Raw genomic sequence first — 22,393 nt, 5'->3', positions numbered from 1 at the left:
TTATAACAGCTTATGATAGATACCACTGTATTTCAAAATAAGACAGCCGTTTATTATACTTTAGGCTGCAAATTAAATTTTTCAGAGACTTCAACTATCGGTAAAATTCTGCGTGAGGCAGGAGTCCGGACTGCGCGTAAAGGAGAGAAGGCAGATATCTGTGTGGTAAATACCTGTTCGGTGACGGAGATGGCGGATAAGAAATGCCGGCAGACCATTCACCGGCTGGTCAAACAGCATCCCGGTGCTTTTGTGGTGGTGACCGGATGTTATGCGCAGTTGAAGCCCGGAGATGTGGCAAAGATAGACGGAGTGGACGTAGTATTAGGAGCCGAACAGAAAGGCGAACTGCTCCAGTATCTGGGCGACCTGCAAAAACATGAAAAAGGTGAAGCTATCACTACTGCGACCAAGGATATCCGTTCCTTTTCCCCCTCGTGTTCACGGGGTGACCGTACGCGCTTTTTCCTGAAAGTACAGGACGGTTGCGATTACTTCTGTTCCTATTGTACCATTCCTTTTGCCCGCGGGCGGAGTCGTAACGGAACCATTGCTTCCATGGTAGAGCAGGCACGGCAAGCTGCCGCCGAAGGCGGAAAAGAAATTGTCTTGACCGGAGTGAATATCGGTGATTTTGGCAAGACAACGGGAGAGACTTTCTTTGACCTGGTGAAAGCGCTGGAGCAGGTGGAAGGAATCGAACGCTACCGTATATCCTCTATCGAGCCCAATCTGTTGACGGATGAGATTATCGAGTTTGTATCACATTCCCGTCGCTTTATGCCTCATTTTCATATCCCTTTACAATCGGGATGCGATGAAGTCTTGAAGTTGATGCGCCGCCGGTATGATACCGCTCTCTTTGCTTCGAAAATAAAGAAGATTAAAGAGGTGATGCCGGATGCTTTTATCGGTGTGGACGTGATTGTTGGCACACGTGGAGAAACAGAGGAGTATTTCGAGCAAGCCTATCAGTTCATTGCCGGATTGGATGTGACGCAATTGCACGTGTTTAGTTACTCCGAACGTCCCGGAACGCAGGCATTGAAAATAGAGTATGTCGTTTCTCCGGAAGAAAAGCATCAGCGCAGCCAACGGCTGTTGGCGCTTTCGGATGAAAAGACGCAGGCTTTCTATGCCCGTCATATCGGGCAGGTTATGCCGGTGTTGATGGAAAAATCGAAAACAGGTACTCCGATGCATGGATTTACGAGAAATTATATCCGTGTGGAAGTGGAAAGTGACAATTCGCTCGACAATCATGTAGTCAATGTACGTCTGGGGGATTTTAACGAAGATAAGACAGCATTAAAAGGTACAATTCTGATATAAGTATGAAATCAAGACTTATCTATTGGCTCGTATCTACTGGAATGTGGCTTTTTTCAGCCCTTCCGTTCCGGATATTGTATATCCTTTCGGATTTCAATTATCTGTTGATGTATCGTGTGGGGAAATATCGCCGGAAAGTAGTCCGGGAGAACCTTGCGAAGTCATTTCCGGAAAAGACCGATGCGGAAAGATTGCAGATAGAACGCAAATTTTATCGTTACCTTTCGGATTATATGCTGGAAGATTTGAAGTTGCTTCATATGTCTGCCGAAGATCTTTGCCAAAGGATGACTTACAAGAACACGGAACAGTATTTGGAACTGACGGAGAAGTACGGCGGAATTATCGTGATGATTCCTCATTATGCCAATTATGAATGGCTGATTGGAATGGGGGCGGTCATGAAACCGGGAGATGTCCCCGTACAGGTATACAAACCTTTGAAAGATAAATATCTGGACGAACTGTTCAAACGTATCCGTTCCCGTTTTGGCGGATACAATATCCCTAAACATTCTACTGCCCGTGAGATTATAAAATTGAAGCGTGAGGGCAAGAAGATGGTGGTCGGGTTGATTACCGACCAATGGCCTAGTGGTGACAGGTATTGGACTACGTTCCTGGGGCGGGAGACTGCTTTCCTGAATGGTGCGGAACGCATTGCAAAAATGATGAACTTTCCTGTTTTTTATTGTGAACTGACAAAGAATCGCAGAGGATATTGTGAAGCCGAATTCAAGTTGATGACGGAAACTCCCAAAGAGACAGCCGAAGGGGAGATAACCGAAATGTTTGCGCAACGTCTGGAACAAACCCTTCGCAGGGAGCCTGCCTATTGGTTATGGTCTCATAAGCGATGGAAATTTACTTCGGAAGAATGTAAGCGGAATGAGCAAGAAGAACAGAATAAGAAAAAAGAACGGAAATGAAAGTATCGGTTGTCATTCTGAACTGGAACGGATGTGATATGCTCCGCACTTTTCTTCCGTCCGTAGTCCGTTATTCGACAGGAGAGGGGATAGAAGTCTGTGTGGCGGACAACGGTTCTACGGATGATTCCGTGAATATGCTCCATCGGGAGTTTCCCTCTGTCCGAACCATCCTGCTCGGACAGAATCATGGTTTTGCCGACGGATACAATCTGGCTTTACAACAGGTGGATGCTGAATATGTCGTTCTTCTGAATTCTGATGTTGAAGTGACGGAACAATGGCTGGAACCGATGATTGCCTGGCTTGATGTTCATCCGGAAGTGGCTGCCTGCCAACCGAAGATACGGAGTCAGCGGCAAAAAGAATATTTTGAATATGCCGGGGCGTCGGGTGGATTTATAGATAAATATGGTTATCCTTTCTGTCGGGGGCGCATTATGGGAGTTGTTGAAAAGGACAGGGGGCAGTATGATACGGTTATTCCCGTATTTTGGGCAACCGGGGCGGCTTTATTTATCCGGCGTGCCGATTATCTGAACGTCGGCGGACTGGACGGGCGTTTCTTTGCGCATATGGAAGAGATTGACTTGTGCTGGCGGCTTCGTTCGCGTGGGCGTGAGATTGTCTGTATTCCTCAAAGTGTTGTCTATCATGTAGGTGGGGCCACACTCAAAAAAGAAAATCCCCGTAAGACGTTTCTCAATTTCCGTAATAATCTTGTCATGCTTTATAAGAATCTTCCGCAAGAAGAGTTAAATAAAGTGATGCGTGTACGGACTTGTCTTGATTATGCGGCAGCACTTACTTTTCTGCTGAAGGGAGATGTCGGTAATGCCCGTGCAGTGATAACTGCCCGCAAGGAATATAAGCAGATATGTCCGTCCTTTTCTTCATCCCGTGAAGAAAATCAAAGAAAAAAAACTTTGAATCCGATTCCCGAACGGACAAAAAGTAGTATCTTGTGGCAGTTTTATGCGAGAGGATGCAAACGGTTCTCTCAATTGTCGGACTTAAAAGGATAACAAGATGGAAGACTCAAAAGTAAGAAGAGGCATCGGGCTGGTAGCGCACGATGCAATGAAAAAAGACCTCATTGAATGGGTATTGTGGAACTCGGAATTGTTGATGGGGAATAAATTCTACTGTACTGGTACTACCGGTACACTGATATTGGAAGCATTGAAGGAGAAACATCCTGATGTAGAGTGGGATATTACGATATTGAAATCCGGTCCTTTGGGTGGCGACCAGCAGATGGGGTCGCGTATTGTGGACGGACAGATTGATTATCTTTTCTTCTTCACCGACCCTATGACTTTGCAACCGCATGATACGGACGTGAAGGCATTGACCCGCCTGGCAGGTGTGGAGAATATCGTTTTCTGCTGCAACCGCTCAACGGCGGATCATATCATCTCCAGTCCGTTGTTTATGGATCCTGATTATGAACGTATTCATCCTGATTATTCCAGTTATACGAAACGTTTCCAGGATAAACCTGTGGTGACGGAAGCTGTGGAAGCTGTGGATAGAAGGAAGAAAAGAAGAAAATAATAATAAAAAATAAGATTACTGAAGTGAAGTGTTCCGCATGACTTCCTCTCCTCCTCGGTAAGGAGGGGGAAGTCATGCGGATTGCACGATTTATAGAAGTTGAATTTATTATCTTTATTGATGAGATAATATACTGTCTTTGTTTGACGATTTACTTTCTGTTACAATGCAACTCTATTCCTGCCGACTCTATATCAGCTCCCATTGGCGGATTTCTTTTGGAAAGGTGAAGTTCAATTTCTTCAATAGTCGGAAACTGTTGAAACAGCTTTTCAACGATCCGTCCTCCTGCGTGTTCCAGCAATTTTGATGGAATAGCCATTTCCGTCATTATCACATGATGTACTTCTGCATAGTTGACAGTATCGGTCACTTCGTCTGTTTGAACAGCTTTGCTGATATCTACTTTCAGCTTCAAATCAATGATGTATTCGTTGCCGATAAGATTCTCTTGTGGAGCCACTCCGTGGTAGGCATAGCAACGAATCTCTTTCAAAAGAATATAGCTATTGTTTATCTTCATATGATGTGATATTAGTATGGTTCTTTTTTACTTTTAACAGGTCTTTCTGTGCCACCATCTGCGGGATTACTTTCAGAAAGACAGGAGTGAGCAGGATACAGATACTCAGTGTTATGAGCAGGAGTACGATTGCCTGTCCCCAGGCGTTATGAATGTATCGTGCAACCAATGGACCTAAGAAATGAAGTATAGGTCCATGGATACTCAACGTGATAATAGAATATCGCCCCAGATAAGAAACAATCTTCACCCTTTTCACTTTCTTGCAAAGTAACATAATCATGAATATTCCTGCAAATGCTGCGATGTAAACTTGGAAAATATTTCCTGAATAGTTGTTTGTGCGCATTCCCAGTGTGGTGGCAGTAAAGTACATCACCACCAGTGCCAATAGTACAAAAGCGGGAATCAGCTTGTCAAACCGATGGCTGGGGAACAGGAAAAAGTTATATCTGCGGATCCAGAAACCTGCAACGTAAAAAGGGAGGGCGGTCATGGAGACGTCTATATAGAGAGGCAGTCCTATCTGTAACTTTCCGAGATAGAATCCGGTGCAGCCTATCAATAAGGTGACGGCGAACATGGCAGGTAAATGTTTTTCCCGCAAGAAGTGTATCAGATAAAACAGAATATTGCAGTTGAACAAGGCAAGCAGAAACCAGATAGGCGGATTGAACTTGATGAGGTCGTGCCCATGGAATACCACCAGAAGTTCTTGCCATGATACGGGAATTTGAAAAACTCCCGGTGCTATTTTCCATACAATATATTTCAGTAGAAAAGCACTTAGATAGAAGAAAAGGAACGGGATAATCAGCTTGTTTATTTTTCGGATGATGAATCCCGGTAAACCCTCATAAGACTTGAAAAAGACTCCCGATATAAAAAAATAAAGCGGCATGCGGAAACAAGATAACATGGAATCTTTATCGAACGTATCGAAAGCTCCGCCGATATGTGCCATGACTACAAGAATGATGCAGACTCCTTTGGTTAAGTCCACAAAATCAATACGTTTGTCGGGTTTGCCTTCCATTCTCTCTCTTAATATCTTTTATTTCACGCGCAAAGATACTTGATAAATTGGAATAAAACGGGGAAGGTGGAGGAAATAAACAAGAGGCTGCGTAAAGCGAAAAATCGGTTGAGAGAATGTTGGAAATATGAACAACGCGGATAATGCAGGTCTCAATATTCTTAAATCGGCCTTATCCGCGTCTTATTCACGTTGTTATATTAACTATATCTATTTTTCAGGATTTCTCCCGGTATATTTAATCAACTCGCGTATCTTATCATTGAGTGCTTGCGCTTTCATCAACTGTTCCAGTGTGATATGCATCCGATACCGCCAATAATTTCTTGGATTGGACGGAACGTTGATTCGTTCTTCCTGCACGTTTGGATTTCTCAGTTTCTTGTCTATGGATAACCAGTCCTGGAAAGACAGGATACAGAGAATCGAGTTGCTGTTAAGATGATTGCGTACAATCTCTTCGCACAACTCTGGAGTCGCAACAACGGGCGCAGTACCGTAATGTCCCAATATCGTATTATAATAACGTTGCGTTTGCTGATAATCCTCTTCCCACCAACCGCGTAGCGTTGACATATCATGCGTGGAGATAGTACAGACAGACCGGTACGGATATTCATCCAAATGTCCGAACTCATGCATCGGATTCTTTGGCATCCGCTGAATCTCCAGGCTGAGAATACGTAACTCGTTCATCACTGACGCTACACAAGCAGGAATCATTCCCAAGTCCTCTCCACATACCAGCATACGGGTGGATTGGGTTAATTGTGGCAACTTCTTCATCGCCTGCTGATACCAGAATTCGTTGTGGCGATGATAGTAATACTGGTCATAGAGCTTGTTGAAAGCATTTTTATCCTCTTCACTCAATGTCCGGAAGATAAAATCACGTTGCACGCCAATGCGGGGATGGTATTTGCCTTCCTCTTTCTTGTCCGGCATAAACAAGACATTGCTGATTAAAGAATATAATCCATCCCGGATCCAGATACTGTCTTCATCGTTTTTACCGGCGAAGAACTGTTTCACTTCCTGTTGCGTTTCAAATCCCGGCTTCATGCGATAAACCCCAGGCTCATCTGTCAATTGGAGAAAGTCTTGTTTCACAAGATGGGTATACGGGCCGAACAATTGTCCGAGGAATGATTCATGAATAAATGGGCTCAGATACTCTTCCCGAAAGGTAAATCCGTAACTTGCTATCTCTTCCCGGCTCATAGGCAAGGAAGGAACAAACTGCCCTAACAATCCGTGTACGGCATGCATCGGAATTTCCCATATACGGAAGAATCCGAGAATGTGGTCGATCCGGTAAGCGTCAAAGTATTCCGCCATTTTCTGGAAACGCTTCATCCACCAGCGGTATCCGTCTTTTTCCATCACGTCCCAGTTGTATGTGGGGAATCCCCAGTTCTGTCCGTTGACGGAGAAGTCGTCGGGTGGAGCACCGGCCTGTCCGTCCAGATTAAAGTAGTGAGGTTCGGTCCAGGCTTCCACACTGTTGCGGCTGATACCGATAGGGATATCCCCTTTCAATACAACGCCGTTCTCGCGGGCATACTTTGTTGCCGCCAGTAATTGCAGATGCAAATGATACTGGATGAAATAATATAATGCGATATGTGGATAATCTGCCGTCTCCGGCTGGCACATTTTTTCTATTTCCTGTGCATTATAAACGGAATATTTCGGCCATTCACGGAAATTAGGCGTCCGGTAAGCGTCACGCAGATAGCTGAAGACAGCATAAGGTTGCAACCATTCCTTGTTGGTCTTAAAGAAGTCCTTAAACCCTTTGGAGGCTAGCACCTTTTCGCCTTCCTGCCGGAATATTAAACGGAAGAATTCCCATTTGGTCTGATTGACAGCTTCATAATCAATGGCGGGCAGACTATTTAGTTCCTTTTGTTTCTTGTTGAATTTGGATGCAGCTTCTTTATCCTTCAATCTCCCCATTTGCTTCACATCCGCATACATCGGATGGAAAGCATAGATGGAAATACTATTGTAAGGATAAGAATCTGTCCATGAATGCGTCATGGTCGTGTCGTTGATTGGTAAAATCTGAATAACCTTCTGATGCGTACATACAGCCCAGTCAATCATCCGTTTCAAATCGCCGAAATCACCGACTCCGAAGCTCGTCTCTGATTTCAGCGAGAATATAGGGATAGCAATACCGGCGCCTTTCCATGCCGGAATATCAAAGTAGGCATACCGGTCGGAAATCACGAGCGTTTCGTTAGTCTTTATTTCCGGGTCTGCCAGGTAACGGTTAGGGTTCTTCTCCCAGCAGTCCACTTTCTTCTTCTGTTTGTTGTAGAGGACAAATTTATATTCCAGCGGATATTTGAGTTTGCTTGCATCCAGTTCCACCTGCCATTCCGGAAAGTTGGCATCGCTCATCAGGACAACATTCTCCGGATTCCAGTTGCCCAGTACCTTCTGATTTCCACAAATTCCCAGACAATAGTCTTTATTGATACGCGGAGCGTAAGCCTTGATTATCACCCCTTTCTTATGCCCTTGCGGTATGTTTTCTCTTTCGGGATGTGACAATAATGCTTCCGTAAAAGCAGAACTATAAAAATATAGCTGTTCCGGAATGTTTTTCCAGCAGTCGTTGATTCTATATTTCTTTCTGGGGACACCGGATAAGAAAAGGCATCGCGGGAAGTTGTCCCATTCTTTGCGGATGATGACTCCGTTTTGTTCTATCTGGTAGTTATAATGGATAGTGAACCCTTCCGGGGGAACCTCGAGCTCCAGTTCTGCCGTCCAGAATATGCCATCTGTTGTGTGCATGGGGACAGACTCCGCAGACAAGCCGGCAAGCCTGACTTCTTCTCCCCAGTTGGTGCGATATTCGATGTTAAATGATAAAATCATATATATTAGATTTTGATTGAATATTTAAGACACTGCAAGTATAAGACATTTTTTTGAATAAAAAATAAAAGGAGCCCGTGAGGACTCCTTTTAACCTTTTGTTTATATATTAATTAACATACGTAAGATGTTTATCCACATCGGGAGGCACCACAGCTAGTACAAATCAGACAGCCTTCCTGATAAATCAATGTCTCATTACCACAGTTCGGACATTTCTTTCCTTTGGCTTCGGTTCCATCCTGAATATACTTCTTCAAAGCACGTTCCACACCATTTTTCCAGGTGTTGATACTTTCGCTGTTCAATTGCAGAGAGCCTACCAGCTTGATAACCTGCTCAATCGGCATCCGGTAGCGGAGTACTCCCGAAATCAATTTTGCGTAGTTCCAATATTCCTTGTTAAACTTCTCTGACAATCCTTCAATGGTCGTCTTATATCCACGTTTGTTCTCGAATTGGAAGTCGTAACGTTTCGTGCCGTCCTCATCGATGTTCTTGATGATACGTCCGCAAGTTACACTCTTAGGCAACAGGATACCTTCGTCATCATCCTGCAAACCGGTGAAGATTTCATAAGGATGTCCGTCAAGCAAGCCGACGAAAGCCACCCATTTCTCTTTGTTATTCTGGAAACGTACTACATCGGCTTCCAGAATTCTCGGACGCACTTCTACAACCGTAGGTGGTTTGCAAGGGGGTAACTCTGTTTTCTTTTCCGACTTGGTGGAAATCAGTACGCCGGAACGTGAACCGTCACGATATACCGTACAGCCTTTACAGCCGGATTTCCATGCTTCCACATACAGACGGTTCACCAAATCCTCATCCACATCATTTGGCAGATTGATTGTCACGCTGATGGAGTGGTCTACCCATTTCTGGATTCTTCCCTGCATCTTCACCTTCATCAACCAGTCAACGTCGTTGGAAGTCGCTTTATAATAAGGAGACTTGGCAACCAGTTCGTCAATCTCTTCCTGTGTATAACGTTTGGCAGGATCGTAGCCGTTCGCTTCCATCCACGTAACGAACTTGTGGTGGAATACGATATATTCCTCAAATGCGTCTCCTGTTTCGTCAACGAAGTCTACATGTACGTTCGTATCGTTCGGATTCACCTTTCTTCTGCGCTTGTAAACAGGCAGGAACACAGGCTCGATGCCCGAAGTGGTCTGAGTCATCAAACTGGTTGTTCCTGTAGGAGCGATAGTCAGGCAGGCGATGTTACGGCGTCCATACTTCTTCATGTCTTCGTACAGTGCCGGGTCGGCTTCCGCCAAACGTTGGATGAACGGGTTGTTTTGTTCGCGCTTGCTGTCATATATTTCAAAAGCACCGCGTTCTTTCGCCATCTCTACAGAAGAACGGTAAGCGCCGAGGGCTACTGTCTTGTGTACCTTTTCAGAAAATTCCGTAGCTTCCTCCGTTCCGTAACGCAGTCCCAAAGCAGCAAGCATATCGCCTTCGGCAGTAATACCTACGCCGGTACGGCGACCTTGTCCGCTTTTCTTGTATATCTTGTCCCAGAGCACACGTTCCGCACGTTTCACTTCTTCGTTTTCCGGGTCTTCATCAATCTTCTGCATGATGCGCTCGATCTTTTCCAGTTCAAGGTCGATGATATCATCCATGATACGTTGAGCCAAAGCTACGTGTTTCCGGAATAAATCAAAATCAAAATACGCATCCGGCTTGAACGGATTTACTACATAAGAGTATAAGTTGATAGCCAACAGGCGGCAAGAGTCATAAGGACACAAAGGAATTTCACCGCATGGATTGGTCGATACAGTTCTGTAACCCAAGTCGGCATAGCAGTCGGGCACAGACTCGCGGATGATAGTATCCCAAAACAATACACCCGGTTCTGCTGATTTCCATGCATTATGAACGATCTTCTTCCATAAGGTAGAAGCGTCAATTTCTTTAGTAAATGCGGGGGTGTCCGAATCAATAGGATACTGCTGTAAATAAGGTTTTTCATCTACGGCTGCCTGCATGAAAGCATCGTCCAGTTTTACCGAAACATTTGCTCCGGTCACCTTTCCCTCTGTCATCTTGGCGTCGATAAAGGCCTCGGAGTCCGGATGCTTGATAGACACACTTAACATCAATGCGCCGCGGCGTCCGTCCTGAGCCACTTCACGGGTCGAGTTTGAATAACGTTCCATGAACGGGACAAGACCGGTGGAAGTCAATGCGGAGTTTTTAACGGGAGAGCCTTTCGGGCGGATGTGTGACAAGTCATGTCCCACGCCACCACGTCTTTTCATTAGTTGTACCTGTTCTTCATCGATTTTGATGATGGCACCGTAAGAGTCGGCGGCACCGTCTACTCCGATAACGAAACAATTGGATAGTGAAGCAACCTGGTAGTCGTTACCGATTCCTGTCATCGGGCTACCTTGGGGAACGATGTATCTGAAATGGTCTAGTAAGTCGTACAGCTCTTTAGCTGTAAGTGCATTCGGATACTTTGATTCGATGCGTGCCACTTCATTTGCAATTCTCCAATGCATATCTTCCGGAGACTTCTCATAAATATTTCCGAAAGAATCCTTTACTGCGTATTTGTTTACCCAAACCCTTGCAGCAAGCTCGTCGCCTTGAAAATATCGTAAAGATTCTTCATAGGCTTCGTCGTAAGAATAAATCTGTTTTTCCACGATTCAATTTGTGTTAAATCTCGTTTTTAATAAGTAATATGTAGAAGTTTACTTATCGTTAACAAATGTAGCCGCAAAGCTAAGAATGTTTTTTCATCTATCAAAATAAAAATGAAACAATTTATTAACAGGTTGCAAGTTTTCCATTCGTGCACGTTAAGTGTTTGATAAACAGATGAATTTGCTTTTTGTTTAAAGGTTAAAGTTCTCCAAAAAGAAAACTATTCTTTTCTGTTAGTATGGTGGAATAGTTTTTTCTTTTTATATCTTTGCAAAAAAAAGATATGTTTGAAACCGTAAAGAACAGAAGAACAATCAGGAAATACCTGTCGAAGGACATTGCTCCTGATTTGTTAAATGATTTGCTTGAAACCTCTTTTCGCGCTTCTACGATGGGTGGGATGCAGCTTTATAGTGTGATTGTTACTCGCAACACACAAATGAAAGAGAAACTTTCGCCTGCTCATTTTAACCAGCCGATGGTAAAAAATGCGCCGGTAGTGCTTACTTTTTGTGCTGATTTCCGTCGCTTCAGCAAGTGGTGTGAACAGCGGAAAGCTGTGCCGGGCTATGATAATTTAATGTCTTTTATGAATGCGTCCATGGATACTTTGCTGGTTGCGCAGACTTTCTGCACGCTGGCGGAAGAAGTAGGACTCGGTATTTGTTATTTGGGCACTACTACTTATAATCCCCAAATGATTATTGATACTCTTCAACTGCCTGAACTGGTATTCCCGCTCACAACGATAACGGTGGGTTATCCCGATGGTATTCCCGCACAAGTAGACCGTTTGCCTTTGGAAGCTGCTGTGCACGAAGAGAAATATCACGATTATACGCCGGAAGAGATAGACAAGCTCTATGCATATAAAGAATCATTGCCGGAAAACAAACAATTTATCGAAGAAAATAAAAAAGAAACTTTGGCTCAAGTCTTTACAGACGTGCGTTATACAAAGAAAGATAACGAATTTATGTCTGAAAATCTATTGGACGTACTCCGCCGACAGGGATTCTTGAAATAATGATTAACGTTTAGTGATTAGTGATTAACGCCTTGAAGTATAAATGCGCAGCCTATTAATCACTAATCACTAATCACTAAACATTAATCACTATTTTAGTTTCTTTTCTTCAGCAACGACTCAATCTCCTGTACCTCTGCGCTAAAGCTCTTGTCCACCTCTAATTGTCCTTTTACGGTCTTGCAGGCGTGAAGTACGGTTGCATGGTCTTTGTTACCGATGAACTTACCTATCTTGGATGTTGAAAAGTCTGTGTGATTTTTGGCCAGATACATGGCTATCTGTCTTGCTTGAACTACTTCTCTTTTTCTGGATTTTGTGTGTATGGCAGCCGGCTCCAAGTCGAAATGCTTGCATACCACTTTGAGAATATCATCAATGGTGACAGCTTTTGTCTCATTATGAACCACCCCATGAACAATGTGTTGTGCCAAATCCATATCTATTTCCTTGTTGAAAATAGTAGAGCGTGCCATGATTGCGATAACGATACCTTCCAGGTCGCGGACGCTTTCGTTCACATTTTCTGCAATATAATCGATAACTTCCTCCGGGAACTGTAATCCGTCACGGTGTATCTTATTACGCAGAATGTTTTTGCGAAGTTCTACGGTCGGCTTTTCCAGCTCTGCTACCATACCCCATTTGAAACGGGTGAGCAGGCGTTCCTCAATACCTTGCAACAACACAGGAGCGCGGTCGGAGGTCAATATGAGCTGTCTGCCGTTCTGGTGTAGATGATTGAAGATATGGAAAAAATTGTTCTGCGTCTTGGTGACACCGGCAAATTCCTGAATATCATCAATAATCAATACATCGATCGTCTGATAGAAGTTTATGAAATCGTTCGTCGTGTTATTGCGCACTGAATCCGTATATTGTACCTGGAACAAATGTGCCGATACGTACAATACTCTTTTCTCAGGATAAATTTCTTTGATTTTCGTGCCTATTGCGTTTGCAAGGTGTGTTTTTCCCACTCCGGATGCCCCGTAAAGGAACAGCGGGTTGAAAGCAGTACCACCGGGTTTTTGTGCTACGGCTTCGGCTACACTTCTCGACAGCTTGTTGCTGTATCCTTCAATGAAGTTTTCGAAGTTATAATTGGGGTTCAAATGCGGATCCAAGTCCTGAACGGCAGGAGCTTTTAAGAAGTTGGGCGCTTTGTTACCGTCAAATATGCTTTTGGGAGTAATAGCCGTAGAACGATTGCTTGCTTCGAGATTCACGGTTTGATTCGGAATCGAAGTCTTGTCGACCATGACGTTGTACATCAACTTGGTGCCTTCGCCAATGACCTTATATAATGTCTTGCGGATTAGATCTACGAATCTCTCCTCCAGAATTTCATAGAAAAACTGGCTCGGGATCTGCAAGATCAATGTTTTGTCCTCATATTTTAATGGAACAATCGGGGCAAACCAAGTATTATATGTCGTCTCGGGAACATTGTCTTTAATTACCTCGAGACAGCGGTTCCAAAGTACGGCATGATTTGATTCAATCATAGTAACTTTTAATACATTTATTAATTAAGCAAAACTTCTACGTTTGCAAAATTGGGAATCTTATTCGGAAAAAACAAATCTGATTTTTCTTGTTTTTTTCGTGTGAACAATAATGTGTTTACTTTCAATGACTTATATGTATCAGTCGCAACACGCTATGTTGATTCACTCTTGCAAATTTATAAGTATCTGTACTCTAATGTGTTATATATTCAATTCTGTCCATATTTCCCTCGTCTACACGTTTGTACGGGAATATTATTTCGGTTTGTAGATAGACATTTGAGAAGCAATGGCGCGCTTTTTGAAACGTTTCGTTATTTAGATAAAATCTATATAACGATAAAATGCTACTTATCTTTCTTACCGAATAATGAGAAGTGAACATAGCGTTTTGGATGCTCTTTCAGGTCCTCCAATAAGCTGGCTGCATTTTCGGTTGTAGCGTTCAGGTTATTGTATAAAGTCGGGTCGTTGAAAAGCAGTCCGAGGGTATTATCTTTGCTGTTCAATTTCTCTGTAAGAATTTTTACGTTAGCTAGCGTTTCGTCTATTTTTTTGAAAGTAGATGCATAGTCCACTTCTTTCAGGTTGCCGCTGATGGCTACGAAGTTATCTCCGATTGTATTCAGCTTGCTGGTGAGCTGCGGAATGTCGTTGCTCATAAGTCCTTTCACTTGCGAGCTGACTACTGCCAGATTGGCTGTGGTTGTTTCTATCGAATGTAAAGTAGCAGGGATACTCTTGTCACCTAAGATGTTGTTCAGCGAGATAAGGATGGAGTCCAGTTTCGGAAGCATTTCCTCTACTTTTGGGATGAGTTTTGCTGCACTTTCCATCATTCCGTTGTTCAGTGTGCCGGGAATGGTGTCACCTATGGCATATTTTTCGCGCGGGTTGTTGGCGAGAAGTATATTCATGCGCACACCGCCCATCAGTTCGGATACCAGTTCGGCGCTACTTCCTTTCGGGATACGCAGTTCTGTGTCAAGTTCTACTTCTACCACCACGTTACCGGGGGTTGTGTAATCATAATCAATGTCGCGTACAATACCCACACGAACACCGTCTGCAAATACCGGGCTCGACTTGGTCAGTCCGTTCACGTTCTGAAATTTGGCATAGAAATAGCTGGAAGGTTGAAACATATGTATCCCTTTCAGCCAGTTAATTCCATAAATAAGCACGCATAGTGCAATGATACCTGCAATACCTATTCTGACTTCTTTTGTAATGTACTTCATTTTATCTTTTTATTTATTTCTTTTTTCTCTTTTTAAATTCAGCGATTGCTTCGTTGACGTTCATTTTCTCCCCGTTCCGGAAAGCGATGATGAAAGCGTCTTTGAATTGCGGCGTAATGGTACGTTTTGTGCGTAACACTTTGTTGTAATCACCGGAGGCGCCATATGTATATTTGTATATGCCCTTTTCCTTATAATAATCCACACCTTTCAGTCCTTTCAGCCGTTTGTCGTTTTTGGCGAGAGGTTTGGAGGAGGTGAGTATCTGTATCTTAAACGTAATTTCACTGTCATTGGTTGTGCTTTGCGATGCAATCGGACGGTTTGTTGTCGTTTTTGTTGCCGAAGCAGGTTTTGTCCTGGCTTCTGCCAATAATTCCTTCTGCTGAGGGGCTGTCACGCTTTCTGTGTCTTTTTGTGCAATTGCCGGAGCATCGTTTTCTTCCCGTTCAGTCGGGATAATCGTCTTGCTGACTCCTGTAAGGCGTATCTCGTGTTCTCTTTTATAATTCAGGAAAGCATGATAAATACCTTTTGCCATGGTTGAGGCTCCTGCTTCGGAACTCAGATAACGCTCTTCCTCGGGGGTAGAGATGAATCCTAGTTCTATCAGGATGCTCGGCATCGCACTTGCTTTCAGGACAAGGAATCCTGCTTGATGCACTCCGCGGTCTGCCCGTTTGCAGGTATGGCGGAATTGTTTCTGCATCAGTGAAGCCAAGTGTACACTCTGTTCCATATATTTGTCTTGCATGAATTCAAATATAATATATGACTCGGCAGAATTCGGGTTAAAACCGGCATATCTTGTTTGATAATCGCTTTCGTAAAGAATCACGGAGTTCTCCCGTTTGGCGACCTCTAGATTGGCATCCGATTTAGCCAACCCCAGCGTCCAGGTAGATGCACCTTTTGCTGTGCGGTTGTTTGCCAGTGCGTTGGTATGAATAGAGATGAAAAGGTCAGCTTTCGCGTTGTTCGCTATTTCTGCCCGTCGTGCCAGAGGAATGAAAACATCTTTGCTGCGGGTGTAAATCACTTTGACGTCATCGCAGTTGTTTTTTATCAGGTTTCCCACCTTCAGGGCAACGCTCAGATTGATGTTTTTCTCTTTGGCAGTTTTGCCTATGGCGCCGGGGTCATGCCCGCCGTGTCCGGCATCAATAACTACAACAAAATCTTTCCCCCATAAATGGCTGGTACATGAGGGGAGAAAAAGTAGCCAAAGGCAAATGCATATATATACTATGTATGGTCTATTCAGTTTCATATTTGTAATACGGTGCAAATGTAGTAGAAATTTGTAGAAAACTCATGATTTGCTATTAAGTTTTGTGTTTTTTTCGGTATAATGATAGCTTTTTTCCTGAAATCTCCGTTACTTTGCGCTCCGAAGCTAAAATATACGACGATGCTTAAGTTTTTGAAGAATTGGACATTACCTATTGCCATGTTGGTAGGTGCCGTGGGGTATCCACTGTTCATCAGTCTTTCTTTCCTGACTCCCTATCTTATTTTTACGATGTTACTGCTGACTTTCTGTAAGGTGTCTCCATGCGATTTGAAGCCTAAACCTCTACATGCGTGGCTGTTGCTGATTCAGATTGGCGGCGCGTTGGCGGCTTATCTGCTGCTCTACCGGTTCGATAAGATTGTGGCGGAAGGTGTGATGGTTTGTATTATTTGCCCGACTGCTACGGCTGCTGCGGTGATAACTTCCAAGTTGGGCGGCAGTGCGGCTAGCTTGACTACTTATACGTTGCTTGCCAATATCGGAGCGGCTGTTGCCGTGCCTGTTCTTTTTCCTTTGGTGGAGGTGCATCCCGATGTCACTTTTTTGGAGGCGTTTCTTGTTATTTTGGGTAAGGTATTTCCGTTGTTGATTTGTCCGTTCTTGGTTGCATGGCTGTTGGGTAAGTGTCTGCCGAAAGTACATCAGAAACTGTTGGGTTACCATGAATTAGCTTTCTACTTGTGGGCTGTTTCGTTAGCCATCGTGACGGCTCAGACATTATATTCATTGCTCAATGACCCTGCTGACGGCTTTACTGAAATCATGATTGCTGTTGGAGCCTTGGTAGCTTGTTGTTTGCAGTTCTTCCTGGGGAAAACTATCGGTTCTGCCTATAATGACCGCATCAGTGGTGGGCAGGCATTGGGACAGAAGAATACGATTCTGGCTATTTGGATGGCGCATACCTATCTCAATCCGTTATCTGCTGTTGCTCCGGGTTCGTATGTGTTGTGGCAGAATATTATTAATTCGTGGCAGTTGTGGAAAAAGAGAAAGAATGAATTGAAAAATCAAGCGTAAGACGTTAGACAAAGAATCGTAATGGATATAAATCAGAATTATAGAGAAGCGGTAAAGAATATAAAAGAAGCTATTCTACGCAGTCAGTATCGTGCGGCCGCATCGGTAAACAAGGAACAGTTGTCTCTTTATTACGGTATCGGACGTTATGTGTCGGAAAATTCCCGTACAGGCTTTTGGGGGAAAGGTGCAATTGAACAGATATCTTCTCTGTTACAGAAAGAGTTGCCGGGACTAAGGGGATTTTCAACTCGAAGCATTAAAAATATGCGGCAATTTTATGAAGAATGGGAACTCATTTTAAATCAGCAGCCATTGGCTGCCGATTTGGAGTTGGATGAAAAATTGCTTCTCATAGAAATTCGGCAGCCAATGGCTGCCGAATTTAACTGGTCTGATTTTCTTTCAATTGGCTTTAGTCATCACATAGAAATCATAGCCAAAGTTAAGACTTTGGAAGCACGATTGTTTTATATACATGAGTGCGCCACTCGCTATTGGAGTAAATACACTTTAAGGGATTACTTAAAAGCAGACCTATACAGCCATCAGGGAGCTTTACCTAACAATTTTGCACAAACATTCCCCGATGCCAAGCAAGCATTAAAAGCTGTTTGTTCATTCAAAGATGAATACTTGCTTGATTTCATCAATGTAGAGGAACTGAATGAGCAGGAGGAAAATTTAGACGAAAAAATAGTAGAAAAGGCAATTGTTGCTAACGTGAAGAAGTTTATCATGACCTTTGGGCAAGATTTCAGTTTTATCGGCAATCAATATCGCATGGAGGTTGCAGGGGAGGAAATGTTCATTGATTTGCTCTTTTTCAATCGGGAACTTAATTCGTTGGTCGCGGTCGAGTTGAAATCCGGAAAATTCCGCACATCTTATTTGGGGCAACTGAATACTTACCTATCTGCCTTAGATACATATATCAGAAAGCCGCATGAGAATCCCTCTATTGGAATAATCCTTTGCAGGGAAATGAATCAAACCTTTGTAGAATTTGCAGTTCGTGATTATAACAAGCCGATGGGGGTTGCTACTTATCGTACATCCAAAGATATGCCGGAACGACTTCGTAACGCCCTGCCTGATATTGAGGAACTGAAAAAACTATTGTAAAGTGAAAGCCTTGTTCCTTTTTTGCAGGTAATTGTCTTTTGCTATTTCTGCAGAATGTCTAAAACTGAACATCGGAACTAAAAAAGAAAAAGCGATGGAGGAAATATTTGAAATAGAAGACTTAAAAGAGCTGGAAGAATTTTTGCAGACTCAATCGGAGATAGAACAGTTGCGCGAACGCTTGTTTGCCGGATTTCTGAAATATGCGGATTATAAAAATGCGGAAGAGTGGAACAAAGCCGTTCGTCTTTGCGAGAGCCTGGCTATTATCGGCTGGGGAAATCACGAACCTGTCGAAGCATTGCGAGGACAATTCTTTAATGGAAATCCCGCGACTTGTTTTCAAAATAAATTTGGAGAAACTCGTTTTGTTGATGCCATTTGGTCGAAAAGAGTCAACGGTTTTACTATGGAGCAGGGAAGAACAAGTTATTATTTCAGTCCTGACGACCCGAATCAAAAGCAATCCGTATCTTGGGAATATGAGATAAAGGAAGATATACAGGATATAAGGCTTGAAAGCCAGAGAAACTGGATTCCTAAAAATCCGGTTTGGATAAAGCGGACAATTGGTAACTGTTATGAAAACTCCAAGGCGGTAATCGAGAGCGTTGACAAAGAACTGAAACCGGAGTTGGATAGAAGGATGCGCCCCGAAATATACGGGCGCGCTATTAATCGAATTATAATTAATTGTTCGTATAGTTATTATGACCACGACCATTGTAAAACAAACTATATCATTGCCGATGAAAAGTTGAAATTGAAACAAAAAGATTTCTATCGGACACTGCTCACTATGTTTACCAAGCAAGAAATAGAGAAGAATGGATATTTCCTTCGCAATCGTTTTGAATTTGGACCATTCAGGGCAGATACCGGGAAAATTAGGATCGGACTAAACCTTGAGAAAGAATTCAGTGAATTAAGTCATGCCGAACAGAAATTAAAGTTAAGCGAATATATTCTGCTTGCTCTAAACTACGCAACCGACAGGCTGAAAAAGAAGAAACTGGATTATGACTTTGACTTGATGCTTGAAGATTTTAATTCAATACTAACCGAATGGAAATCATGAAAGATGTAATAGAGTTATTACAAAACGAAAGGACAAAGACTGTTGACGCTTTAAAACAAGGCGAGCAGGATAAATTATCTCATCTTCAACAGATAGACAAAGCTTTAGGCTGGCTGAAAGTCGTTGAAGATAATGAGTTGGCAACTGTGGGGAACTATAAGATTCATAGATTGCCTGATCCACACTCTGGCTTTTCTTATTATCATTTAATGGTAGACAACGAAAGTAGTGATCCGAAAGATTGGACGGAGTACAAACCCGATAATCAGTCATTGGAACTATGCTTTGATGATATTATAATAACACGAAAGTAATCTTTTACGTCAGTTATATTTTAGAACTGGTTCTGTTTTGTTATCTTTGTGTCGAAACATTGTAACACACAAGAAAACATGAAAAATAAAGCCGTTGTAGTCGTTGTTATTTTAGGAAGTTTGATTATATCGATATTTGCAGGTTGCCGACAATCTCCTTTGAAATACATTCCCCCGACAATAGATTCTGTCAATAACGACAAAAGCAGAATGGGGTTGAACGGAAAAGTCAAAACGTTGGATATCTATTATTATCGTCCGGAAAATGCATCGTCTTTCTTCTCGGTGAAATTCAAAAAAGGCGAGAAATGGGAAGAGGACGGAATACATCACTACCATTTTCATTTCAATATCGACGGCAATCTTGCTCAATGCAACGAGTACGATAAACAAGAAAATAGTATCCGAAAGACCGATTATGCCTATGAGACTTGGGGACATACATGTACACTCAGCTTTCCGAAAACTAACAATACGATTGTCAGTAAGTATAATACTGACGGGAAATTGCTGGAAATTGTGTATAGTGATTCCCATGGAGAGATAAACACTTATGACGACAGAGGAAATCTTATCCGAACCAAACAGATTGACGGCACGATTTACAAACCGGCTATGACCGAATATGATTATAACGAACATGATTTGTTGGTAGAGAAGAGGGAATATTATAATATAGGGGAATTATCGGGCAAGACAGTCTATGAGTACGATACGAATGGTTTGTTGGCTCAGACTCAAGTGTATGATTTGCTGAGTTGTGATATGCCGGAAACGCATTTCATCTATGAATACAGTGATAGTAACCGTGTTGTGGAAAAATACAGGATTGAGGGTGAAGGCAATAAAGAGTTAGAGTCCTGGTGTAAACGTGAATACTATCCGAACGGTAAACTGAAAACCGTTGTTCGTAATAGTATCGTGCAAGAGAAATACGATGAACAAGGGCGACCGATTGACGAGCGGCCGGGATTTGAAATACTCTACAAAGACTTCCAAGACTACGACTATGATGCGAATGGTAACTGGATTGAAACAAGGAATTTTAAAGATTATGTTGATTTTGGCACAGGGCTCGGTCGTATATTAAAACCTTATGTCGAGCGTGTCTTTACTTATTACGAAGAATAAAAAGTTAAAATCAAACAATATGTATACACAAAAATTCAGCCACATGGTAGGCGGTAAAATTCTTGAAGTTATTATGGTAATCTCGGCTATTGCCTTACTTGTTCTATTTCTTATGTTTCTTTTCGCTGATGCACTTGATGTTATCCCTATGCTTGTTTTGCTGGTATCGGTTATAAGTGTGATATGGTTTACCTGCAAATATTATAAACCGGCATTTACTAATGTTATATTTTCGGATGAAGGTATTATTAGTAAAACTCATTTTGAGCAGGAAAAGCTACCGATAGATACTATAAAGGGAATTTGGTATTATAAATGCGGGCATGAAACAGAAATCAAACCATATTCGGATAAAGATAAATTAAAAAATAGTATTATTATCATAGGGGATATCGACTGTTTCACAAATGTTGAACATATAGGTTTAAACGGTTCTACCGTGTTGCGTGATTCATTTAAGAATGGATATACCACTTTGGTATATAGAAAAAGATTGGATAGAGTATTGAAAGGTTTAGACTATAAAATACGACATAACTCAGCCATATAGCAAGCAGCAAGATTCTCGAAATCATAGTAACATTGTTAGTGCATACTAAAAAAAAGAAACGATGGGAAAAGTAATGGAAGTATTCAAAACACTGATAAACGAGTTGTTTGGAACTAAGAGAGAGTATGAAGTGGAAGGTTTGGGCATCTTTACCTGTAAGGTTTGTGATTGGTGGCGAGATAAATGCTACCTTTGGAGTGGTACAGTGCAATTGCCCTTTTACTCGGTAGAAACTCTTGTCTTGATAGAAGGGGACGCTTCTGCTCCGTTCTCCAGGCAATTATTGGAATTACAGGTGCTATTGCAGAACTGGGTACCTATGGCAGAACAACTAGATAGCATGCTGTCCAGCAAAAGCCAGCAGAAACATAAAGAAAAAATATACGGATCCTGGCAGGATGAATTTTATCCCTATACGATCGTGCCGGCGGTACTATATAGTGATAGTTGGGAGATTGTGTTTTACAGGAATAGTGGTGTAAATTATAATTTCACTGTTTTCTGGAAAGACAACAGAGTACAGGATTTACGTTTGGGAGGTTTTTGAATCCTTCCTTTATTTATAGCATTTCCCGTTCCTTCTTTGTCAAACTTTTGACTACGATATCGTAGGAGTTGCTTATAAGCTCTTTGATTTTTTCATCAGGTACATCTTGGTTGAAATAGACACTGATCCAATATTTCTTGTTCATGTGCCATCCCGGTCTTATGCCGGCATATTCAGTTTGCAGTTCTCCGGATTCGTCAGGGTTACATTTGATGCAACAAAAATCGAAAATCTCAATGTTAACGAAACAGAACCATTTGTCTGCTACATAAAAGCATAGAACGTCACGGCTATATTTGTCGGGCACATTGGGAAACGGCATCTTTTCATGGACTCCCTTAAAAGACAGGCAGTATTCTCTAAAATCTTCAATATTCATTTTGCTTTCTTATGTTCGGTTATCTATGCAAAAATAGCTGGAATTAAGGAGTGAACAAATATTTCAAATAAAAATATTCAAATGAGATTTGATTAACAGTTGGCTGTGATGAAATTTGCCTGATGCTAAAGTCAGGGCAACCGCTCAATAATCTCTACATAGTTTTGACTTTTTTCAGCTTTTCTCTGAAAAACCTATAAAACCTTTTTTCCTGTGTTGTTCTATGCCTATATTTGT

The 22,393-nt window shown here is 42.4% G+C and carries 20 protein-coding genes; 12 read left to right on the top strand and 8 right to left on the bottom strand.

Features of this window, described 5'->3' with window-relative positions:
- Positions 1-12: 12 nt before the first annotated feature.
- The 4 genes from mtaB to RDN93_RS18160 are packed head-to-tail and all read left to right on the top strand — an operon-like array spanning position 13 to position 3,818.
- Positions 13-1,332, top strand: coding sequence for a tRNA (N(6)-L-threonylcarbamoyladenosine(37)-C(2))-methylthiotransferase MtaB (gene mtaB, locus RDN93_RS18175; RefSeq protein WP_308746802.1), 1,320 nt, complete (start codon positions 13-15; stop codon positions 1,330-1,332).
- 2 nt (positions 1,333-1,334) lie between these two features.
- Positions 1,335-2,261 (top strand): lysophospholipid acyltransferase family protein, encoded by a 927-nt coding sequence (locus RDN93_RS18170; protein WP_308746801.1) that lies wholly within the window; start codon positions 1,335-1,337, stop codon positions 2,259-2,261.
- Positions 2,258-3,286: a glycosyltransferase family 2 protein gene (locus RDN93_RS18165; RefSeq protein WP_308746800.1), complete on the top strand. Its 1,029-nt coding sequence runs from the start codon at positions 2,258-2,260 to the stop codon at positions 3,284-3,286. The genes RDN93_RS18170 and RDN93_RS18165 overlap by 4 nt, the downstream gene beginning before the upstream one ends.
- Positions 3,287-3,290: 4 nt before the next feature.
- Positions 3,291-3,818 carry a methylglyoxal synthase gene (locus RDN93_RS18160; protein WP_308746799.1) on the top strand — a complete coding sequence of 176 codons (528 nt, stop codon included), beginning with the start codon at positions 3,291-3,293 and terminating at the stop codon, positions 3,816-3,818.
- Between the two features lie 151 nt (positions 3,819-3,969).
- Here the strand turns inward: RDN93_RS18160 and folB are convergent, their stop codons facing one another.
- The 4 genes from folB to RDN93_RS18140 all read right to left on the bottom strand — a co-directional run bounded on the left by folB (position 3,970) and on the right by RDN93_RS18140 (position 10,938).
- Positions 3,970-4,341 (bottom strand): dihydroneopterin aldolase, encoded by a 372-nt coding sequence (folB, locus tag RDN93_RS18155; protein ID WP_308746798.1) that lies wholly within the window; start codon positions 4,339-4,341, stop codon positions 3,970-3,972.
- The gene (locus tag RDN93_RS18150) at positions 4,325-5,377 is read right to left on the bottom strand and encodes an acyltransferase (protein ID WP_308746797.1); all 1,053 of its coding nucleotides are present in this window, start codon (positions 5,375-5,377) and stop codon (positions 4,325-4,327) included. The genes folB and RDN93_RS18150 overlap by 17 nt, the downstream gene beginning before the upstream one ends.
- Positions 5,378-5,587: 210 nt before the next feature.
- Entirely contained in the window at positions 5,588-8,269 is a 2,682-nt protein-coding gene (locus tag RDN93_RS18145; protein ID WP_308746796.1) for a 4-alpha-glucanotransferase, read from the bottom strand.
- A gap of 131 nt (positions 8,270-8,400) precedes the next feature.
- Positions 8,401-10,938, bottom strand: coding sequence for an adenosylcobalamin-dependent ribonucleoside-diphosphate reductase (locus RDN93_RS18140; RefSeq protein ID WP_308746795.1), 2,538 nt, complete (start codon positions 10,936-10,938; stop codon positions 8,401-8,403).
- A gap of 284 nt (positions 10,939-11,222) precedes the next feature.
- Between RDN93_RS18140 and RDN93_RS18135 the strand changes: the two genes are divergently transcribed.
- Positions 11,223-11,966, top strand: coding sequence for an NADPH-dependent oxidoreductase (locus RDN93_RS18135; RefSeq protein ID WP_308746794.1), 744 nt, complete (start codon positions 11,223-11,225; stop codon positions 11,964-11,966).
- Between the two features lie 95 nt (positions 11,967-12,061).
- On the opposite strand, the gene dnaA is transcribed toward RDN93_RS18135, so the two are convergent.
- From dnaA to RDN93_RS18120, 3 genes are all read right to left on the bottom strand, one after another.
- Positions 12,062-13,474 (bottom strand): chromosomal replication initiator protein DnaA, encoded by a 1,413-nt coding sequence (dnaA, locus tag RDN93_RS18130; protein ID WP_308746793.1) that lies wholly within the window; start codon positions 13,472-13,474, stop codon positions 12,062-12,064.
- Positions 13,475-13,824: 350 nt separating this feature from the next.
- On the bottom strand, positions 13,825-14,718 hold the full coding sequence (locus tag RDN93_RS18125) for an MlaD family protein (protein ID WP_308746792.1): 894 nt from the start codon (positions 14,716-14,718) through the stop codon (positions 13,825-13,827).
- Between the two features lie 13 nt (positions 14,719-14,731).
- Positions 14,732-15,988: an N-acetylmuramoyl-L-alanine amidase gene (locus tag RDN93_RS18120; protein WP_308746791.1), complete on the bottom strand. Its 1,257-nt coding sequence runs from the start codon at positions 15,986-15,988 to the stop codon at positions 14,732-14,734.
- 81 nt (positions 15,989-16,069) lie between these two features.
- Between RDN93_RS18120 and RDN93_RS18115 the strand changes: the two genes are divergently transcribed.
- From RDN93_RS18115 to RDN93_RS18085, 7 genes are all read left to right on the top strand, one after another.
- Entirely contained in the window at positions 16,070-17,032 is a 963-nt protein-coding gene (locus RDN93_RS18115; RefSeq protein ID WP_308746790.1) for a transporter, read from the top strand.
- 21 nt (positions 17,033-17,053) lie between these two features.
- Entirely contained in the window at positions 17,054-18,157 is a 1,104-nt protein-coding gene (locus tag RDN93_RS18110; RefSeq protein WP_308746789.1) for a PDDEXK nuclease domain-containing protein, read from the top strand.
- Positions 18,158-18,251: 94 nt separating this feature from the next.
- Positions 18,252-19,235: a hypothetical protein gene (locus RDN93_RS18105; RefSeq protein ID WP_308746788.1), complete on the top strand. Its 984-nt coding sequence runs from the start codon at positions 18,252-18,254 to the stop codon at positions 19,233-19,235.
- Positions 19,232-19,549 (top strand): hypothetical protein, encoded by a 318-nt coding sequence (locus RDN93_RS18100; protein ID WP_308746803.1) that lies wholly within the window; start codon positions 19,232-19,234, stop codon positions 19,547-19,549. The genes RDN93_RS18105 and RDN93_RS18100 overlap by 4 nt, the downstream gene beginning before the upstream one ends.
- A gap of 78 nt (positions 19,550-19,627) precedes the next feature.
- A complete protein-coding gene (locus tag RDN93_RS18095) occupies positions 19,628-20,680 on the top strand; it encodes a hypothetical protein (protein ID WP_308746787.1) in 1,053 nt (350 codons plus the stop codon).
- A 43-nt stretch (positions 20,681-20,723) separates the two neighbouring features.
- Positions 20,724-21,230: a hypothetical protein gene (locus RDN93_RS18090; RefSeq protein ID WP_308746786.1), complete on the top strand. Its 507-nt coding sequence runs from the start codon at positions 20,724-20,726 to the stop codon at positions 21,228-21,230.
- Positions 21,231-21,291: 61 nt separating this feature from the next.
- Positions 21,292-21,777: a hypothetical protein gene (locus RDN93_RS18085; protein WP_308746785.1), complete on the top strand. Its 486-nt coding sequence runs from the start codon at positions 21,292-21,294 to the stop codon at positions 21,775-21,777.
- Between the two features lie 13 nt (positions 21,778-21,790).
- Here the strand turns inward: RDN93_RS18085 and RDN93_RS18080 are convergent, their stop codons facing one another.
- Entirely contained in the window at positions 21,791-22,156 is a 366-nt protein-coding gene (locus RDN93_RS18080) for an MmcQ/YjbR family DNA-binding protein (protein ID WP_308746784.1), read from the bottom strand.
- Positions 22,157-22,393: the final 237 nt, after the last annotated feature.

The organism is uncultured Bacteroides sp., assembly GCF_902491285.1.
Lineage (GTDB): Bacteria > Bacteroidota > Bacteroidia > Bacteroidales > Bacteroidaceae > Bacteroides.
This window is presented reverse-complemented; position numbering and strand designations above follow the sequence as displayed.

What these genes read in the sequence shown, in the direction of transcription:
- mtaB (WP_308746802.1), top strand. Translation starts at nt 13, where the DNA reads ATGATAGATACCACTGTATTTCAAAATAAGACAGCCGTTTATTATACT.
- RDN93_RS18170 (WP_308746801.1), top strand. Translation starts at nt 1,335, where the DNA reads ATGAAATCAAGACTTATCTATTGGCTCGTATCTACTGGAATGTGGCTT.
- RDN93_RS18165 (WP_308746800.1), top strand. Translation starts at nt 2,258, where the DNA reads ATGAAAGTATCGGTTGTCATTCTGAACTGGAACGGATGTGATATGCTC.
- RDN93_RS18160 (WP_308746799.1), top strand. Translation starts at nt 3,291, where the DNA reads ATGGAAGACTCAAAAGTAAGAAGAGGCATCGGGCTGGTAGCGCACGAT.
- folB (WP_308746798.1), bottom strand. Translation starts at nt 4,341, where the DNA reads ATGAAGATAAACAATAGCTATATTCTTTTGAAAGAGATTCGTTGCTAT.
- RDN93_RS18150 (WP_308746797.1), bottom strand. Translation starts at nt 5,377, where the DNA reads ATGGAAGGCAAACCCGACAAACGTATTGATTTTGTGGACTTAACCAAA.
- RDN93_RS18145 (WP_308746796.1), bottom strand. Translation starts at nt 8,269, where the DNA reads ATGATTTTATCATTTAACATCGAATATCGCACCAACTGGGGAGAAGAA.
- RDN93_RS18135 (WP_308746794.1), top strand. Translation starts at nt 11,223, where the DNA reads ATGTTTGAAACCGTAAAGAACAGAAGAACAATCAGGAAATACCTGTCG.
- dnaA (WP_308746793.1), bottom strand. Translation starts at nt 13,474, where the DNA reads ATGATTGAATCAAATCATGCCGTACTTTGGAACCGCTGTCTCGAGGTA.
- RDN93_RS18125 (WP_308746792.1), bottom strand. Translation starts at nt 14,718, where the DNA reads ATGAAGTACATTACAAAAGAAGTCAGAATAGGTATTGCAGGTATCATT.
- RDN93_RS18120 (WP_308746791.1), bottom strand. Translation starts at nt 15,988, where the DNA reads ATGAAACTGAATAGACCATACATAGTATATATATGCATTTGCCTTTGG.
- RDN93_RS18115 (WP_308746790.1), top strand. Translation starts at nt 16,070, where the DNA reads ATGATAGCTTTTTTCCTGAAATCTCCGTTACTTTGCGCTCCGAAGCTA.
- RDN93_RS18110 (WP_308746789.1), top strand. Translation starts at nt 17,054, where the DNA reads ATGGATATAAATCAGAATTATAGAGAAGCGGTAAAGAATATAAAAGAA.
- RDN93_RS18105 (WP_308746788.1), top strand. Translation starts at nt 18,252, where the DNA reads ATGGAGGAAATATTTGAAATAGAAGACTTAAAAGAGCTGGAAGAATTT.
- RDN93_RS18100 (WP_308746803.1), top strand. Translation starts at nt 19,232, where the DNA reads ATGAAAGATGTAATAGAGTTATTACAAAACGAAAGGACAAAGACTGTT.
- RDN93_RS18095 (WP_308746787.1), top strand. Translation starts at nt 19,628, where the DNA reads ATGAAAAATAAAGCCGTTGTAGTCGTTGTTATTTTAGGAAGTTTGATT.
- RDN93_RS18090 (WP_308746786.1), top strand. Translation starts at nt 20,724, where the DNA reads ATGGTAGGCGGTAAAATTCTTGAAGTTATTATGGTAATCTCGGCTATT.
- RDN93_RS18085 (WP_308746785.1), top strand. Translation starts at nt 21,292, where the DNA reads ATGGGAAAAGTAATGGAAGTATTCAAAACACTGATAAACGAGTTGTTT.
- RDN93_RS18080 (WP_308746784.1), bottom strand. Translation starts at nt 22,156, where the DNA reads ATGAATATTGAAGATTTTAGAGAATACTGCCTGTCTTTTAAGGGAGTC.